Source organism: Ktedonobacter sp. SOSP1-52, assembly GCF_016587395.1.
This window is the reverse complement of the sequence record NZ_BNJH01000001.1, coordinates 2,610,600-2,627,691: the sequence shown is the minus strand read 5'-3', so window position 1 is coordinate 2,627,691 and position 17,092 is coordinate 2,610,600. Positions and strand designations below refer to the sequence as shown.

Genomic DNA, 17,092 nt, shown 5'->3' with positions numbered 1-17,092 from the left:
GGCGAGGTGTCCAGGGCAATCGCATCTAAATAAGCTCAGCAACAATAAAGGAAAGGAAGAGGAGGTGATAAAATAAGCCAAAAAAGCGGGAGGCTATGAGATGGAGGAGAATGGCCGACGAGATCTTGAACGTCTGTTTGCGCAAGTAGAAGACCCTCGGGTGGAGCGAACCAAACTGCATCGATTACGGGATATCATCATCCTGGCGATCTGTGGAGTCTTATGTGGAGCAGAAGGCTGGGTTGAGATCGAGGAATTTGGGAACGCCAAAAAGGCCTTTTTTACGGATTTGCTCGACTTGCCCAATGGGATCCCGTCTCACGATACGTTCGGGCGTGTGTTTGCGCTCATTGATCCCAAACAGTTTGAAGCCAGCTTCATCCGATGGGTGCAAGGGATCAGCCAAACAGTCAACGGAGTGATCGCGATTGATGGCAAAACGCTGCGCCGCTCGCATGATCAGGCAGGAGGCAAAAAAGCGCTGCATCTGGTCAGTGCCTGGGCGGTCGAAAATCGTCTGGTGTTGGCTCAACTCGCGACGGAAGGGAAGTCCAACGAGATTACCGCCATCCCGCTGCTCTTAGAGCAACTGGCGCTCAAAGGCTGCATTGTGACCATTGATGCGATGGGGACGCAAACGAAGATTGCCGAGCGGATTATTGAGCAAGACGGCGACTACGCCCTGGCTCTCAAAGACAATCACGGGAACCTCTTTGACGAGGTGAAAGCGACGTTTGCTCTCGCGGAAAAAGACGGCTTTGCCAGCCCGTACTGGGAGTTGGATCGACAGGTGGAGAAAGGTCACGGTCGATTGGAAATTCGCGAACAGTGGACCCTGAGTGATCCGGAAATCCTGGCGTATCTCGACCCGCAACACCAGTGGAAAGGCTTGCGAGGCATTGGGGTCGTTCGGGCGCAACGGCGCATGGAACAGAAGACCACAAAAGAAACGCGCTACTTCTTGCTCAGTTTTTCGTCAGTCAACACCTTTGCCACTGCGGTCAGAAGCCACTGGGGCATTGAAATAGTCTAATCGCAAATGACAAAAACGTATGGTCTCACTTTTGGATGAGGTTGGGATCACATAACGGATCTCAACCTCATCGCCGGTGACGATAACGCGGTCAATTAACAGTTCGATGAGTTGGCGTTTTTGTTCAAACGTGGCCTCGTTGAGCCCTTGTTGGACGCGCTGGCAGAATGCTTCAATCGATTGGACCATCCCTGCAAGTTGATCGTGATGCCCCACATTCGCTTCCAGTTGCCGTTTTTGTTCAGCAATCACGGACAAACGCTGTTCCAATTCAAGCCTGCGCCTCTTGTATTCTTCAAGTTGAAGCACATTGGCCAGGTACGCATCGGTTAACCGTTCCATCTGCTGTTCCAAGCTGACTCGTGCCTTGCGGAGATTCTCCCGGCGAGCTTGCAGTTCTTGAGGAAGCCACAGCCCACCTTGAGCCCGATAGAGCGCAGTGGCAATGGCACCGGGATGCGTCAGCATCTCGCAGACATCTTGCCAGACCAGTTCATCGAGTTGGTCAGCAGGAACCGAGCGTGCTGAACATTTTTCATCCCGGTGCGAGATGGTTCCATGGCTTTTGCCTACACAGACGTAGTAGGCATAGCCTCCGCGGCTACGCGCGACCAATACAGCCAAGCCGACACATCCCACAACTGACCATGGCACGCAGGAGGTAGGGGTAGGCGGTGTTGTTGCGGCGGGCAAATTGCTGATTGTGAGCAAGTTTTTGCTGCACCAGATCAAATTGCTCCTGGGTGATGACTGCTGGAACCTGAGTGACAGCAGTCCATTCCTCCTGGCTCGTCTGGACATGGCCTCCCCGGCCTCGGCCAATGGGAACCAGGGCTGAATGTCGTCCCCGGGCTTCCGTAGGGCGGCTGCGCCCGATGTAGACCGTTCCAGTATAGACAGGATTGGTGAGAATGCCTCGGACGGTTGCCTGGTTCCATCGTGTTCTTCCTGCAGGACTGGCAACGCCCAGGCTCGTTAGACGTTGGGTCTCGGCCTTTAAGCTCTTCCCCTCTTGCAGATAGTTAGAGAACAGTTCTGCCACGATTGCCGCCTCTGTTGCTTCGAGGCGAACCCCCGCCGGATCACGGGGGTGGGCAGGATCAACCCGATAGCCATAGGGCGCACGGGTCCAGGGAAGCAGTCCACCTGCCAGATACTTCTGCCGTCGGCCTCGTCTCATCCGTTCTGCAATCAAATTCCGTTCATACTCGGACACAGCTCCACGAATTTGGAGCAGGAGTTGATCATGGGGATCATGGCTCATCGGTCGATCCACAAATTCCACCTGGCAGCCCCCACGTTCAAATTCTTCAATGAGGAGCATTTGATGAACGTAATTGCGAGCGAGGCGATCAGGAGCCGTCAAGACGACTCGATCAAACATGGCACGTCCTACTTGCTCCCGCAATCGATCAAGGCCGGGACGACGAAGCTTCGCACCACTGTAGCCATCGTCGCGAAAGATATGCTCTTCTTGCCATGGCCATCCTTGGGTCTTATGATATTCCTGCAAACGGTCGAGTTGTTGTTCGATCGTCTGCGTCTGTGTTTGTCGTGGCGTCGAAACGCGAACGTAGACAGCAACATTCATTGGACTGCTCCTGTTTTTCTGGCTCCTGGGAAGGGGAAGGGATTGGCTGGACACTCCATTGGAGAAGGCATTGGTATGCTCGATCCCATCGCCACTGAGCATCAGGAGTCTCAATAGTTGAACGTTGAATACTCCACTGTCGTTTTTTCATTGCTTTCTGCCTTCAGACAACCGAGTAAAGAAGTTGCCTCTGAAGGATATTGTCTCTCGTATGAGAAGCCTCTTCGCGCTGGCTTCTTGGGCAGATGTCTCGTTCGACAAAGGCAAAATTTGTCGTTTGTGATTATACCATTGAAAACAGCCTGCATTGGGTCCTCGATATCGCCTTTCGGGAAGATGAATCGCGCGTCAGGCTCGGTCATGCCGACGAAAATCTCGCGGTACTCCGCCATATCAGCTTGAATTTGCTGCGTCAGGAACGCTCTTCCCGTGTTGGCATCCATGCCAAACGTCTCAAATCCGGATGGGACAATCAGTATCTTTTGCGCGTTCTGGATGGGGTTAACTAGATGCGATTGCCCTGGCGAGGTGTCCTTTTGTTTTGTAACAATTCCGATGATATGATAACATGGAAGGAGCTTTCTGAAGAGGCTCTTGCCCACAAGCGTGCCCAGGCCAGCCAGTGGTTACACGAACACCGCTCCCAGATCCGAAAGAGCTATGGACTCCATTTGCCCCATACTGTCACCAGCGTCCATGTTGGCTCGGGCAGGCAACCACTAGTAACTGATGGCCCGCTCCTCGAGGGAACGGAAGTGATTGGGGGCATCGCTGAGATCGAGGTGGCTAACCTTGATGAGGCATTGCATCTTGCCAAGGGGTGGTCTGTTCATGCGCCAGGCTACAATGTGGTCGAGATCTGGCCGGTGGTGGAGGAACAGCACCTCCATGTCTGATACCCCAAAAACCCTGTTTCCACCCGTATCCAACGACGAGATCCAGGCCACGCTCAGTGGGGTCTTCCGCGAAGAGGCAGGCAAAGTCGTGGGAGCGCTTCTGCGTATCCTTGGCAATTTTGAGATCGCTGAGGAGATTGTTCAGGATGCTCTGCTGATCGCGCTGGAACGTTGGCCAATCGAAGGGATCCCAACGCAACCCGGAGCTTGGTTGCTGACAGTCGCTCGGCGTCGAGCTATCGACCAACTCCGCCGCGATGCCCGCTATCGCGAAAAGCTCACTGTGTTGGAATGCCCAGTGGTACAAGAGCCTGACGACCGCCTCCGGCTGATGTTCACCTGTTGCCATCCAGCGCTTTCACGCGAGACTCAGGTGATCTTGATGCTGCGAGCGGTCTGCGGCTTTACGACCTCCGAAATTGCTCACGCCTTTTTGTCCTCTGAAGCAGCGGTTGCGCGACGTCTGGTACGGGCAAAGCAGAAGATTGTGCAGGCTGGCATCCCGTATCGCGTCCCACGTCATGAGGATCTAGATGAGCGGTTGGGTGAAGTCCTGGCTGCGCTCTACCTGATGTTTAACGAAGGCTACCTCACCAGCCAAGGCAATGTCACTGCGCGCCGAGATCTCGCCGAAGATGCGGCCTGGCTAGCGACCCTTCTCACGCGGCTCTATCCCCGAGAACCTGAGCCTCTGGGGCTGCTCGCGTTGATGCGTCTGCACCTGGCACGGGCCGACACACGCTTTGATGTCGAGGGCAAACTGATCTTGCTTGCCGATCAGGATCGCTCCCGCTGGGACCGACAGATGATGATGGAGGCGGGAAACCTCATCGAGGAAGCTGCGGCGCTGGGTCGTCCAGGCCCGTACCAGATCTAGGCGGCACTCGTGGCTTGCCACACGGAGGCCTTGTCGTGGGAGGCGACCGACTGGCCACAGATTCTGGCGCTCTACGATCTGTTACTATGTATGACTCCTTCGTCAGTCATACGTTTGAACAGAGCAGTGGCTGTGCGCTATGTGGCCGGCCCAGAAGCAGCGCTGGGCGAAGTCGACGCGCTCGCGCATGATCTGGAGGGGTATCATCTCTTTCACGCCATTCGGGGAAATTTCTTGTTGGAACTGGGTCGACAAGAGCAAGCTCACGCAGCCGAGTTGCGTGCCCTTGCGCTCACAGGCAACCAGGCCGAACAATTCCTCCTACATCAGCGCATCCAGCAGAGTGGAGATGAATGGAGCATACGGTAACGGCACGCTCTCTACCAGCGAGACGAGCGAGGAATTCGTTCGATCTGGGGCCGCGCACCAGTATCAACGCAGTGATCCTCTTGAAGACGTAAAGCAGGTCTCTCATCCATGGAGAAGGCATCATCATTTGTATGCTTCAAGGGGCTCTGTTGCAAAGAGTAAGCTGAACTGTTAAAGTTGGCAGAAAAGACCCTCTATATCAAGAGCCAAAAACAAGAAAGGAGAAAGCGAAGTGAGTGTAGGTGAATCTGCCTCCCGTGTGGGAAGGGAAGTTTACCACACCGGTCAAGACCAAGACGAGCGTGCCCAAGGTTGTGTTGCAAAGATGACGCCAATGTGATACTGCTCTGTCAACTAAGATTTGCGACAGAGAAGAAAAGCTGATATTCTTGAGCTTAAAGAACGTTTCATCTCAAAGTTCAAGAAGGAAGCCATGCAAGAACGCTCACACAAATACGAAGTTGAATTGAGTGAAGACCAGCGTTTTGTCCTGCAGCAATTGATTGCCAAAGGCAATGCACCAGTCCGCCAACAAGCTCATGCCCGTATCTTATTGAAAATCGATCGTCACGCTCCCGGTCCTCGGTGGACCGATGAACAAGTTGCAGAAGCTTTCGAGATGAGTCGCTACACGGTGATCCGCATTCGCGAGCGCTTCGTGAACAATGGGTTGGATGATGCCCTCAACCACCGTCTCCATACCCAAACACGAGCCCGAGTCCTGGATGGAGAGCAAGAAGCCCATCTCATTGCCCTCTCGTGCAGCCCGTGTCCTGCAGGGCAAGCCCGCTGGACATTGCGTTTTCTGGCTGACCGTATGGTGGAACTGGGCTATGTGGAACACGTGAGTCACGAAACCGTGCGCAAAACGCTCAAAAAAACGAGCTCAAGCCCTGGTTAAAACAATGCTGGTGTATTCCCCAGAAGCGAGCGCCGCCTTTGTCTGGCGCATGGAAGATATCTTAGAGATCTACACGCGTCCGTTTGACCCACGCTTTCCGCAGGTGTGCATGGATGCGCAGTGCCAAACTGCTGCTGAAGGACAAACGAGAAAGCCTGCCAATGCAACCGGACCAGCCTGAGCGGGTCGATTACACGTTTGAATCAGCAGGGATGCGCAAGCTTTTTCTCGCGTGTGAGCCGCTAGCGGGCAAGCGGTTCGTCAAAGTGACAGAGCGCCGGACAAGCGAGGATTGGGCTCATTTCATTCGTGAACTCGTCGATGTCCATTATCCGAAGGCAGAGAAAATCGTGCTGGTGATGGACAATCTCAACACCCACACACCATCTTCCTTGTATTGCACCTTTACTCCGTCGGAAGCCCTTCGCCTCCTCAAGAAATTGGAAATCCACTACACGCCCGTACATGGAAGCTGGCTGAATATGGCTGAAATTGAGCTCTCTGCTCTGGCCCGCCAATGTCTTTCCCGCCGCATTGGGACACAGAAGGAACTGGAGCGAGAGGTCTTGACCTGGCAACAGAACCGCAATGAGGAGGCCATCACCGTCAATTGGCGTTTTACCACCGCTGATGCCCGCATCAAACTCAAACGCCTGTACCCCTCTCTTGAGAAAAAGAAGCCTTCTCCTTCAAAGAAGACTGTTGCAAAGAAAGATTGACAGAGCAATACTAGTCTGTCACACATCCTTCGCAACATTCTCTTGCTCTGAATTGGTGGTTTTGGTCTTCAAAGAGGGATACAGGCGTTTGAGTTTGATGCGGGCATCAGCCGTCGTGAAGCGCCAATTGACCGTGGTCGCAGCCGCATTGCGCTGCTCTTGCCAACACGCGATCTGGTGTTCCAATTCTTCCACCGTGGCCATGTGGCGAGCGAGGCATTGGCGAGCCAGAGCCACATATTCGATCTCGGCCATATTCAGCCAACTCCCATGCAGCGGAGTGTGATGGATCTCCAGCTTGGAGGCCAGGCGGCGCGCTTCGGCGGGCGGGAAGGTATGGTAAAAGGCTGCTGGAGAATGGGTTGCCAGGTTCTCCATCACCAGCACAATTTTCTCGGCATTGGGATAGTGGACATCAATCACTTCTTGCATGCGCGTGGGCCCAATCCTTGCTCGTTTTCTGCTCGGTCACCTTCACGATCCGTTTGCCGGCGAGGGGTTCGCACGCCAGAAAGAGGTTGAGCATGGGTCCCTGTTCATAGCTGTAATCGTAGCGCTCCGGCTGCCCTGGTTGCATGGGGATCCCTTCCTGCTTCTCGGCGATCAGTTGCTTGCCCGATTCATCCATACAAATGTGAGGAAAGCGTTCGTCATACGGCCGGGTGTACACTTCCAGGACATCTTCCATGTGCCAGACGAATCGCGCATCGGAATGAGGGGGAATGCACCAGCACTCTTTTAACCACGGCTTGAGCTCGTTTTTTTGAGCGTGCGTCGCACGGTTTCGTAGCTTACCTGCTCCACATAGCCCAACTCCACCATGTGATTGGCCAGCAGGCGCAGCGTCCAACGTGCGTGACCCTCTGGACTCGAGCTGCACGAGAGCGCGATCAGATGCGCTTCTTGTTCCCCGTCCAGAGCTCGGGCTCGGGTTTGGATATGAGGACGGTGGCTGAGTGCATCATCCAGACCATTGGTGGCAAAGCGCTCGCGGATGCGGATCATGGTGTAGCGACTCATCTCGAACGCCTCGGCTATTTGTTCATCCGTCCACCGCGGACCAGGGGCGTTGCGATCAATCTTGAGTAAGACGCGGGCATGAGCCAGTTTGCGGGCAGGGGCTTTGCCTTTGGAAATCAGTTGGTGGAGCACGTGGCGCTGTTCCTCGGTGAAAGCAACTTCATGTTTGTGTGGGCGTTCCTGCATGACTTTCTCCTTGGTCTCGTTTTTTCTTCCAGCCTCAAGGATAACAGACCTTTGTTTCTGTTGCAAATGATGTGTGACAGGCTAATACGTTTGGACTTATTATTTGAAGAGAGGCCCTGGGTATTGTCAACTTGGTAACAGAGCTGAACACTGTGCGAAAATAGCCGCATGAAAACAAACGCTCCTGCTCCCGATGACAAGGGCTTTCGCTTCCCACCTGAAATCATCAGCCACGCGGTCTGGCTGTATTTCCGCTTCTCACTCAGTTTTCGCGATGGTGAGGAACTTCTGGCACAACGCGGAATCCTCGTCACGGTATTGTCAACTTAAGCAAAATCGTAGAGCTTAAACAAGAGAAGCAGACCCAAAAGTGGGGATGATGCCCATGTTCTGACCGTTTTTTCTGGAGAATCCAAGCGAATGTGGCGTCAATATGGTGAAAGCTCATCAACAAAATTTTTTAAGTTGACAATACCCGTGAACGTATGGTCTTCTCCTTCTTACGTGATGCGCCACGGTTCCCCGATTCTGGTATCCATAATGCAGTGCTATGCCACAGTTGTGTTTCGGTGACCTCATTGCAGGTCTGGAATCGGGTCTGTAAAAGGGCACGGTATTCCCCAGCACTCAGACGATGTCTTCGCGGTTGGAAATGGCCAGAGATGAGGCCGAAAGCCGAGAGAAAGCGTTGCGCGTGTTTGGCGGATTTGAAGCGCCGCATTTTCTTCTCTCGCAATCTTGTGGGTTAATGCGAGTTTTCTGCCCGATTGTTCAAGCCTTTGTGTTGGCGGTGCTCCACACCAGGCAGGATCTCACGTTTCGCCGCTCCATAGCTCTTCAGTGTATCAGTGATGATCACGCGTGGAACGTATGGGAGTCCTTTGAGGAGCTTGCGAAAGAAGCGTTTCGCCACGTGTGTGTTCCGTCGGCTCTGCACCAAGATATCCAGCACGTTGCCGTCTTGATCCACTGCTCGCCACAAATAGTGCCTCTCGCCACGGATGGTGAGAAAGACCTCGTCCAGGTGCCACTTGTCGCCGCAATGAGGGCGACAACGGCGCAGTTCGTTGGCGTACGTTTGCCCAAATTTGAGGCACCATTGCCGAAGCGTTTCATAGGTCACGAGGGTATTGTCAACTTAAAAAATTTTGTTGATGAGCTTTCACCATATTGACGCCACATTCGCTTGGATTCTCCAGAAAAAACGGTCAGAACATGGGCATCATCCCCACTTTTGGGTCTGCTTCTCTTGTTTAAGCTCTACGATTTTGCTTAAGTTGACAATACCTTTGTCATTGCTCCACAAGAGGGACATATTCCCTCTACACTGTGTGCGCAAGCCGTAATCAGCAGCATATCTTCACGGCTGGCAATGTGCTGTATTTCAAAACCGGCAAGGTAAACTCAAGCATATATAAGAAGAAGCACCTCATAGATGATTGGTTAACATGAGAGGACTCTTTCACTCTCTACTGTATCTACGATTACAGGTTGTACATTCAGCACGGAAAGTGCGGGAGAGCCAGTTTTTCGTTTTTCGTGTGAAATCTTTCATCGTGTGTCACAAAAAGTGTCAGGGAGAGAATATCTTTATACGAGATATATTCTCCGGTTTCCCATGACCTCTCTACTCAGCAGAGCGCAAATGTGTGTATGGAAACACTACCATTTCTTTTTGGCACTTGCTTGTTCTCAGACATTGCCAACGTTCTTGGCATCCCTCACTCATCGGCATACTCAGTTGCCAAAGCTGCCCTCCACCCGATTCAACCATTCATGCATGAGCGTTCGACAGAGTTCATCCTGTTCGATATTGATGAAATGACCAGCACCATCAAGCACTGCAAACGTCGCTCTAGGGTAGTTGTCCAGCAGTTCCCAAGCTTCCTGATATCCACAAAGATGATCTTGCCGCGCGGTCATAATGAGCGTGGGGCCTTCAAAGGAGAGGGGGTGGGGATCCACCTCAAATGAAGAGGGGCCAGCTGTCTCCAACCTCTCGTTGAAAGCATGGTTGGCACGTTTCACCTCTGTAAGCACACTGCGTACTGCCTCAATGACCCTAGAGCTCTCTACAACGACGAGGCCCTCGACGAGTTGTACTTCTTCTGGTTCTAACTGCGCTAAAAGCGCCGCATCTTTGATCAGAGTTGTCCTCTTGGGAAGCATGGACAGAGAGAGGTCTGCCTTTATTTGAGGCGCACACAGCATCACGCCATCGATCAAGTCTGCTCGGTACGAGATTACGCCACGTGCCAAATAGCCACCATAGGAGAGTCCAGCAAGTACAAAGCGCTGACCTGGGATCACGGTATCGATGAACTTGAGCACCACATCGAGCATCTGATCATGTGTCGCGAGGCGATCCAGGCTTGGAGTGAGGCCTGTACCAGGTAAGTCTGGATAGAGACGTAGCCAACCATCCCGATGAGTGAAGAGGGGCTCCATCAGCCGTTCCATAATGTGATGATCGCTTGGGCGTCCGGGTAACATCACAATGGGCCTGCCCTTGCCATAGGTTGAATAAAAGATCTCAATATCTCCCAGATTACATTTCATATGAGCGCCTTTTTCGTCTAGAGAGTACATGACATTTATATTTGACTCGCAACAGATATTGTACCACCTTCACCATCATTGCTGAAAAAAGCTTCGAATATCGTTGATGAGCAGCTCCGGAGCTGCTTGGGTCGCAAAATGATTGCCTTGTTCATAGACCTTCCACGAAACAATGTTTGCATGGTCGCGTGAGGCAAAGCTGCGAATCGCGGGATGGTCGTTCCCAAAATGGCTGAGTCCCAACGGGACTGTGGTAGGACTTGTTGGGGTCATTGTTGGGTGAGCTGCTTCGTAATAAAACCGTGCTGAGGAGGCTGCCGTGTTCGTTAGCCAATAGATCATAGCATTGGAGATGATGTAATCATCACTAACCACATCTCCAATGAGTTGGTAATGCCAGGCGAGTTGGCCAACTGGCGAGTCAGCCAATGCATGAGCCAGTGTCTGAGGGATATTGGATTGAAGTGGATGATAGAGCCCCCGATGGTGCCGCCACCAGTGAAAATTTTGCCACAGTTCTTTCTCTTGCGAAGAGAGAGCCTCCATCTCAGCTAGGTCACCAGAAGGTTCTGAGAAAATTTGCGTAACATGCACGCCAACCACATGTTCTGGATCGAAGCGGCCTATCTCTGGGGAAAGAACAGATCCCCAATCGTTGCCATGGGCGCCATAGCGATTGTATTCAAGGCGCTGCATCAGTTCAGCCCATGCTCTCGCAGTTCGATACTGGTTCCAACCCGTCTCATGTGTGGGACCAGAAAATCCAAAACCAGGAAGAGATGGAATGACCAGATGAAAGGCCTGAGCTTTCTTATCGCCATAGGAATGCGGATCGGTGAGCGGACCAATTAGATCAAGGTAATCAATCACCGATGTTGGCCAACCATGCGTAAGAATTAGTGGCAACGCATTCTCCACCTTCGAACGAATATGCAAGAAATGAATAGTTTGTCCATCAATGGTTGTCATAAACTGTGGATAGGCGTTGAGTTTGGCTTCCCAGACCCTCCAGTCATATCCCTCGCGACAGTAGGTGACGATCCGCTTGATGGGAGCGAGAGGCTCTCCATAGTCAGTACCTACTCCAGGAAGTTCATTGGCCCAGCGAACACGAGCAAGCCGAGATTGCACCTCATCGAGGTCCTCTTGGGGAATCGCGATTGTATAAGGGGTGATCACGCTCTCTTCTCCTTATCGCTCTTTTTGTGTAAGAGATAGTAACAGCCTATGAGAGAACTCGGCTGATGGTCGCATACATTCTGAGCAACACAGTATTTCTATGAAAGGCCAGGTAGAAAACGACACGACGTTACAGACATCTCAATGGACAGCTACCTGATACGCTTTGGGTGCTCTTTCTCTCACGCTCTAGGATTGTATCGGTTGGTTGATCTCCCAAATGTTCCCTTCTGGATCTGCAAAGTGCGCCGTGCGTAGCCCCCATGGCTGGTTAATAGGAGGCTTGAGGAAGGTGATCCCTTTTGCCTTGAGCGCCTCATAGGTGGCGTCAACATTTTCCACCTCAGCAGCAAGCAGCATCTGGGCTGCCCCCCTGTGCTTCAATGTCTCAGGCTCTGAGCCTATCAGGTCTGCGGCGCCTGAGACATCTAACAGGAGGAGATATCGATCATCCAGAAGGAAGGCGGCAGAGGCGGGGTCACTTCCTCGTAGGTGCAATCCCAATACCTCTTGATAAAATGTTATGCATGCGTGCAAGTCTTGGACAAACAATACTGTTGCGACGATCTTATTGATCATTTTTTTACCTCTTTTTTCTTGTGTAATCATCGAACGAGAAATTAGGCCTATCGTTACCTATGACATGCTCTTCTCCATTTGGAAGATCCGCGAGCGCATTGGTACATCACAAGGTGGAAGCTTGCTAGGAGAGGGGAAAATCCCTCCAATCTTACTCTTCCTAGGGTGTTTCGTAGAGTTCCTACCTCGTCAATGCAAAAGATGCAGAACTGAAAAATGCGACATCTCTTCCCTCAAGCTCTGTTGATGAAGAGGATTTCTGCATCGGTGAGTTCTATACATACCGTCGTCAAGATGCTCTGCTTTGTTGATACTGATGGGTACCACTACCTTGAATGAACTCCTCTCTTTGCTTGGCTTGCCCCAGATGTTGCGCCACTGCCGCCTCTGAGGAGAGGAAGGCATGAACAATCTCGGCTGTGGTAAAGCCACACACTGCTTGGAAATGTTCCCTTTCTGTTCTTGAAGCCGCTCTTCAAAAGATGTTCAGTCAGAGGCTTCTCTAGTTACGACGAACGGGCGTGATCCGAAAAGGACATTCATGGCAAGAAGAAAAGTCCTGCTAAGAATATGGTACAGAGATGCTGCCAGAGAATGGCGCAGGAGAGTGTATGGGGTGAAGCTAGTGTTGGGAGCGAGTGCTTCTTTCCCTATTTCCCAAGCTCTTGATACCAAGAAAAAGTAAAAGCCCGCCTAAAACAATTCCCAGAATGGCTAGAATCCAGCCATCTGAGCGTTCCTGCACAATGGCAACATAACATCCCACAATACAAATGATGAGAAAGATGAGGCCAACCAAAATACGAGGAAGAGGGTGACCATGAAGAAATAAGTCGATAAGACGAAACATCCACTGTTCCTTTCAATTGCAGCTTTGAGCGAAAGCCTCTCTGCTTGACACTGATGAATATCACGCTTCTTTGGTGGGGCCGAGACAATACCTACACCTGCAGATGCTGTAGGCCAGTGTTCCAGATGCGTGGGGCCTGCTCCCTTCGAGGATCTATCTTGGAGTACCGCTCATCGTTTCCCAGTTCCCTTACCTGCAGGGCCTCACACAATTCTTACCTAAAAATCATGAGCAAGTACCTTTGCAATTAGTTGGGTATTGTCAACTTAAAAATTCTGTTGATGAGTTTTCACCACTTTGAAGCCACTTCATCCAGAATTCTCTAGCAATCACGGTCAGAAAAAGGGTACCATCCCCACCTTGAGGTCTGTTTCTCTTCTACAAACTCTACAATTTCAATGAAGTTGACAATACCCGATTTGCGAACCTCTCTACCGTTTTTCTGCTGCGGGCTCTTCTCGTGTCGCTTTCAGTGCGTGAGGTGGAAGCCAGCGTTCAAGCAGTAGCACAGCCAGAGCCGCAGCGGTCGTAAGCCCGGCCAAGAAGAGCCAGAAGAAGGTGGAGTTAAGTGTTAAGAGGAAAGTGAAAGAGGCTGGGGCCAGGGCAAACGCCAGAGAGCCACAGAGACCCAAAACCGCCATATAGCGTCCACGCGCCTGCACTGGTGCAAGAGCAAGACCAAGGCTGGATGAGGGGGGAGAGAGAAACATCTCCCCAGGGTGTAGATAATCACACTGATCACCAGATAGGGTATCCGCAAGACCTGGGGCAACAACGCTACGCTCGCAAAGAGCAGATAGGAGCAGGCATACCCGAAGCCACCTGCGACAATGCCTCGTGTACGCCGAAATCTGGCGAGCAGATGCATGAGTGGAACCTGCAACACGACTACCATGATCGTATTCAGCGTAAAAAGCAAGCTAAATCCCCAGGCCGGTGCATGTAGGCTCTCTATGAGAAAGGGTGGCAGGGCGATCTCAAGCACCGCATAGCTGAGAAAGAGCGTGGCCTGAGTAGCGATAAAGCCAAGAAAAGGCAGGTCACGGAGCACGGTGAAGTAGCTCACACGCTCCTTGGCATTCTCAGAAGCGATGACTTGGGAGAGCATGACAGGGATGGCCAGAACAAGCGTGCCGGTGAGGAAGTAGCCGAGAGCGCTCACGAGCAGGAGCCAGTGGTAGGCTGTGGTTCCCCCAACGCTGGCGACCCAGCCTGCCAGCAGCACGCCAACACTTATGCCCAGGTTCATGGCCGATCGGTTAAAGCCAAACCACCAGTCGCGGTCCTCTGGGGGAAACACATCAGCAATAAAGGTGGTACTCGCAGGATTGCTCAAGGCGTTGGCGCTTGAGATGAGGATGGCCCCAACCAGGAAAAGCCCAAAAGAATGGGCGACCAGGTAAACGAGCGAGCCACTGCCCATCACGGCAAAGCTGGCAATGAAAAGCAGGCGCGCCCCGAAGCGGTCGACTAGGCTGCCTGCGATTGGCATAATCAGCGAACCACAGATGCCCGCTGCGGTCAGACCCGCTCCGACCAGAGGTAAAGGTAGCCCAACCACGAGGTGGAAGTACAGGATGGAGAACGGCAGCCAGAGTCCGCGTCCTGTCGCAGCAACCAAAGTGGAAGCTGCATAAAGCTTCGCTCCACGTACAGCGTGGGGCGGAGTCATTAGAGGTTTCAGCCTTGCGGCAACGTTTTGAAAAGAAATGTCCATGAAGAATGACTTTCTAGTCCTCAATATGCTGATTTACAAGAGAATGAATATACAGTATTACGGTATATCCCAGTATTCTGAAGCCGACGGTGGGGTCTGCCTCATTACGCGGGTTCGCAGGCAACCTGCACAAGGCGGCATCTGCTCGCGTCCCATGCGAAACACATAGCGAGCTATCACCTGATGCACGGCAAAGGCGCTCGCGGTATTGAAGGTCACCCCCAAGATGACAAGGTCCGTTCCCAGCCCATTTCCAATAGAGTGATTCGTGAGGATCAGGTATTGCTGAGGGGCCGTGGCAATAGTGCCAAGCGTTGCCCCCTAAATGCTGCCAACCCACCCTGATGGTCGCCGCGTAGCCCTATATGAGACGGCAAGCTTCCCGCTTGCCGTCGAGGGCGTGAAGCGTCTTCTCGATCTGGCCCAGGGTCTGGGCGACCTGCTCGGCGGGGGGGGAGCCCCGCGCAGGAAAGCAACTTCGGCGGTGCATCAACTGGTTGCTTTCCCGCGCGTGTCACAGCTCGTTTTGACAGCCGTGTGGGGCAGTGGCGGTAGTCCCGGTGCCAAGGTCGTCGGAGCGTCCGGCGGCAAGCCGGGACCATTGGGCGGTCGGGCGGCCGTCCAGTCGCATCTGGCTACCTTTGGAATCCCACCGCTGCGGCCAGCCCTCGGGCGAATCCTCCCAGAACTCCTGCCGGCCGTAGACGGTCAGATCCAGGAGTCCATACGACGGCGCCATCACTTCATTGCCGCGGCCGGTAGTCCAGTAGGTCTCGAAGACCTGGTCACCGTCTCGCAGATAACTGACCAGGATGCCGAAGTGCCGGTCTGCGATCAGCGGGTCCACGGAGTCCTGCGGCACCGAGTACCAGGGCATGGTCCAGCCCATGAAGTCGCGATAGCGTGAGCTCTCCTTGTACGGACCTTCGCAGAACGTGGCATAGGTGACGTCGCGGGAATGGAGATAGGACAGCTCGCTGATGTGGGTGGTGGAGAAGGTGCAGCCCTCGCACTGGCCTTCGGCAGGTTGACCGAAGTGCCACATGTGAAAGTAGGCGATCAGAAGCCTTCGGCCCTCAAAGACCTCCAGCAGCGGGACCGGTCCGTGCGCGCCAACAAGCTGGATGGAGGGGTCTACTTCCACCATCGGCAGTCGTCGGCGAGCTGCCGCGATCGCATCCCCTTCGCGGGTGTGCGCCTTTTCCCGTACTCGCAGCGTGTTCAGTTCTGCCTGCCAGGTGGCTCGGTCGACCACTGTAGACTGGGCAGAACTGTCGAGGTCTCTGGCGAATTTGTGCTGATCAGGTGTCTTCATCGGTATCTCCTTCTTGCTTCTCCCTCTTGCATTTAGGATGTGCCTTCTGGCGAGCAGAGATGCAACGATCATTTGTAAGTAGACCTATTCTACCGGCTTCGGCATGAAAAAACCTCTCCAATCTTGCTCACGGGTTGTGTTGCAAAGATGACGCCAATGTGATACGTTTGGACTTATTGTCTGAAGAGATGCCCTGTCATGGAAAATGCCAAACTGTTCAAATGGCGTCATGTGCGAAGCAGCGATCATTTTGCTCTGTGTTCGGTGGTATCTTCGGTATGCTTTAAGCTACCGAGACCTGAAAGAGATGATGTGGGAGCGGGGCCTCTCCATCGACCATACCACTCTTTTTCGCTGGGTCCAGCACCACTATGCTCCAGAATTGGAAAATGTTGCTTGACTTAACTCAGTTCGTTTCTCTGACAAATATCTTTTCTTGAATTGGCTCCCAGAGCCGTTTCAGAAGATAAACCAGAGAAAACTCTGACGCATAAATTTTTCGTGCCTGCATTGCATCTTTTCTATAGTTGCAATTCCTGACAAGAATTGCGGAAAGAGAGCACTTTTTGACGAATTATTTTTTCGCCTACCTCTAGTCGATCAGTTTGAGAAGCGGCATCACAGTTCTGACAGAAAATTTTTCGCTCGAAGGGCGAAAAGACCGTTTTTATAATCCAGGTCCACTAGAAACAAACAGTTTGCTGCCAGGAAAAGATTTGTGTCAGACTTGCTCGAAAATGTGCCGCTTTTGCATCTCATACGCTAAGATGAGCGAATGGTTTTGTGGCAAAAAGCGAAGAGAATTAAGTCAAACGACATCTATTGATCATCAGATATCAGATGTTATTCCTCCACTACAGGCCAGATCTCGACCACAGGATGGGCAGGCATGTGCTCAGCCCATGTTTTTGCAAGCTGCAATGCCTCATCCAGATCAGTCACCTCAATCACAGCATATCCTCCAATCACTTCCGTTCCCTCAAGAAACGGTCCATCAGTCACTAGCGGTTGACCGCCCACTCCAACATGGACACTGGTGACGGTGTGCGGGAGATAGAGGCCATAATTGCTACGGATCTGAGCGCGATGCTCGTTCATCCACTGAGCGGACCTTGCATATGTTCGGGCACGCTCCTCCTCAGGTAGCGTCTGCCAGGCTGCAAGCTCCTCTTGTGTCGCGCAAAACAATAGGAGGTATTTCATCAGATCTTTTTCCTTTCTTCATGATGTCGTAGAGGTTTGATCGCCGCAGCACTTCTTGAAAGAGCACTTAATATTCGCTCTTTCTTCATACGACGAAT

General features: G+C 52.5%; 14 protein-coding genes and 6 pseudogenes. 8 read left to right on the top strand and 12 right to left on the bottom strand.

Annotation, left to right across the window (positions count from 1 at the left end; genetic code table 11):
• Window positions 1-100 precede the first annotated feature (100 nt).
• Window positions 101-1,033, top strand: a complete 933-nt coding sequence (locus JMJ16_RS12515) for an ISAs1 family transposase (protein ID WP_236601432.1) — start codon at window positions 101-103, stop codon at window positions 1,031-1,033.
• On the opposite strand, the gene JMJ16_RS54115 is transcribed toward JMJ16_RS12515, so the two are convergent.
• Entirely contained in the window at window positions 977-1,657 is a 681-nt protein-coding gene (locus JMJ16_RS54115) for a recombinase zinc beta ribbon domain-containing protein (protein WP_236601431.1), read from the bottom strand. The genes JMJ16_RS12515 and JMJ16_RS54115 overlap by 57 nt on opposite strands.
• Window positions 1,635-2,624: a recombinase family protein gene (locus tag JMJ16_RS54110; protein WP_236601430.1), complete on the bottom strand. Its 990-nt coding sequence runs from the start codon at window positions 2,622-2,624 to the stop codon at window positions 1,635-1,637. The genes JMJ16_RS54115 and JMJ16_RS54110 overlap by 23 nt, the downstream gene beginning before the upstream one ends.
• Before the next feature lie 290 nt (window positions 2,625-2,914).
• On the opposite strand from JMJ16_RS54110, the pseudogene JMJ16_RS12505 reads away from it, so the two are divergent.
• From JMJ16_RS12505 to JMJ16_RS12485, 5 genes and pseudogenes are all read left to right on the top strand, one after another.
• A pseudogene (locus JMJ16_RS12505) lies at window positions 2,915-3,133 on the top strand (transposase); the annotation flags it as partial.
• Window positions 3,134-3,184: 51 nt separating this feature from the next.
• Window positions 3,185-3,520, top strand: coding sequence for a YciI family protein (locus JMJ16_RS12500; protein ID WP_236601429.1), 336 nt, complete (start codon window positions 3,185-3,187; stop codon window positions 3,518-3,520).
• Window positions 3,513-4,397, top strand: a complete 885-nt coding sequence (locus JMJ16_RS12495; protein ID WP_201381646.1) for an RNA polymerase sigma factor — start codon at window positions 3,513-3,515, stop codon at window positions 4,395-4,397. The genes JMJ16_RS12500 and JMJ16_RS12495 overlap by 8 nt, the downstream gene beginning before the upstream one ends.
• A 9-nt stretch (window positions 4,398-4,406) precedes the next feature.
• The gene (locus JMJ16_RS12490) at window positions 4,407-4,766 is read left to right on the top strand and encodes a hypothetical protein (RefSeq protein ID WP_201381644.1); all 360 of its coding nucleotides are present in this window, start codon (window positions 4,407-4,409) and stop codon (window positions 4,764-4,766) included.
• Between the two features lie 433 nt (window positions 4,767-5,199).
• Window positions 5,200-6,386, top strand: a pseudogene (locus JMJ16_RS12485) (IS630 family transposase).
• Between the two features lie 18 nt (window positions 6,387-6,404).
• Here the strand turns inward: JMJ16_RS12485 and JMJ16_RS12480 are convergent.
• Window positions 6,405-7,592, bottom strand: a pseudogene (locus tag JMJ16_RS12480) (IS630 family transposase).
• Between the two features lie 168 nt (window positions 7,593-7,760).
• Here JMJ16_RS12480 and JMJ16_RS12475 point away from each other — a divergent pair.
• Window positions 7,761-7,907, top strand: a pseudogene (locus tag JMJ16_RS12475) (IS6 family transposase); the annotation flags it as partial.
• A gap of 253 nt (window positions 7,908-8,160) precedes the next feature.
• On the opposite strand, the pseudogene JMJ16_RS12470 reads toward JMJ16_RS12475, so the two are convergent.
• From JMJ16_RS12470 to JMJ16_RS12440, 8 genes and pseudogenes are all read right to left on the bottom strand, one after another.
• A pseudogene (locus JMJ16_RS12470) lies at window positions 8,161-8,718 on the bottom strand (IS6 family transposase); the annotation flags it as partial.
• A 611-nt stretch (window positions 8,719-9,329) separates the two neighbouring features.
• Window positions 9,330-10,151, bottom strand: a complete 822-nt coding sequence (locus JMJ16_RS12465) for an alpha/beta fold hydrolase (RefSeq protein WP_201381642.1) — start codon at window positions 10,149-10,151, stop codon at window positions 9,330-9,332.
• 75 nt (window positions 10,152-10,226) lie between these two features.
• Entirely contained in the window at window positions 10,227-11,330 is a 1,104-nt protein-coding gene (locus JMJ16_RS12460; protein WP_201381637.1) for an epoxide hydrolase family protein, read from the bottom strand.
• A gap of 189 nt (window positions 11,331-11,519) precedes the next feature.
• On the bottom strand, window positions 11,520-11,909 hold the full coding sequence (locus JMJ16_RS12455; RefSeq protein ID WP_201381635.1) for a VOC family protein: 390 nt from the start codon (window positions 11,907-11,909) through the stop codon (window positions 11,520-11,522).
• A 622-nt stretch (window positions 11,910-12,531) separates the two neighbouring features.
• A complete protein-coding gene (locus tag JMJ16_RS12450) occupies window positions 12,532-12,759 on the bottom strand; it encodes a hypothetical protein (protein ID WP_201381633.1) in 228 nt (75 codons plus the stop codon).
• A 571-nt stretch (window positions 12,760-13,330) separates the two neighbouring features.
• Window positions 13,331-14,380, bottom strand: a complete 1,050-nt coding sequence (locus JMJ16_RS12445; protein WP_201381631.1) for an MFS transporter — start codon at window positions 14,378-14,380, stop codon at window positions 13,331-13,333.
• A 457-nt stretch (window positions 14,381-14,837) separates the two neighbouring features.
• Window positions 14,838-14,966 carry a hypothetical protein gene (locus tag JMJ16_RS55975; RefSeq protein ID WP_255553183.1) on the bottom strand — a complete coding sequence of 43 codons (129 nt, stop codon included), beginning with the start codon at window positions 14,964-14,966 and terminating at the stop codon, window positions 14,838-14,840.
• A gap of 24 nt (window positions 14,967-14,990) precedes the next feature.
• A complete protein-coding gene (locus tag JMJ16_RS12440) occupies window positions 14,991-15,791 on the bottom strand; it encodes a DUF899 family protein (protein WP_201381629.1) in 801 nt (266 codons plus the stop codon).
• 198 nt (window positions 15,792-15,989) lie between these two features.
• Between JMJ16_RS12440 and JMJ16_RS12435 the strand changes: the two are divergent.
• Window positions 15,990-16,179, top strand: a pseudogene (locus JMJ16_RS12435) (IS6 family transposase); the annotation flags it as partial.
• A 455-nt stretch (window positions 16,180-16,634) separates the two neighbouring features.
• On the opposite strand, the gene JMJ16_RS12430 reads toward JMJ16_RS12435, so the two are convergent.
• The gene (locus JMJ16_RS12430; protein ID WP_201381627.1) at window positions 16,635-16,994 is read right to left on the bottom strand and encodes a YciI family protein; all 360 of its coding nucleotides are present in this window, start codon (window positions 16,992-16,994) and stop codon (window positions 16,635-16,637) included.
• Window positions 16,995-17,092: the final 98 nt, after the last annotated feature.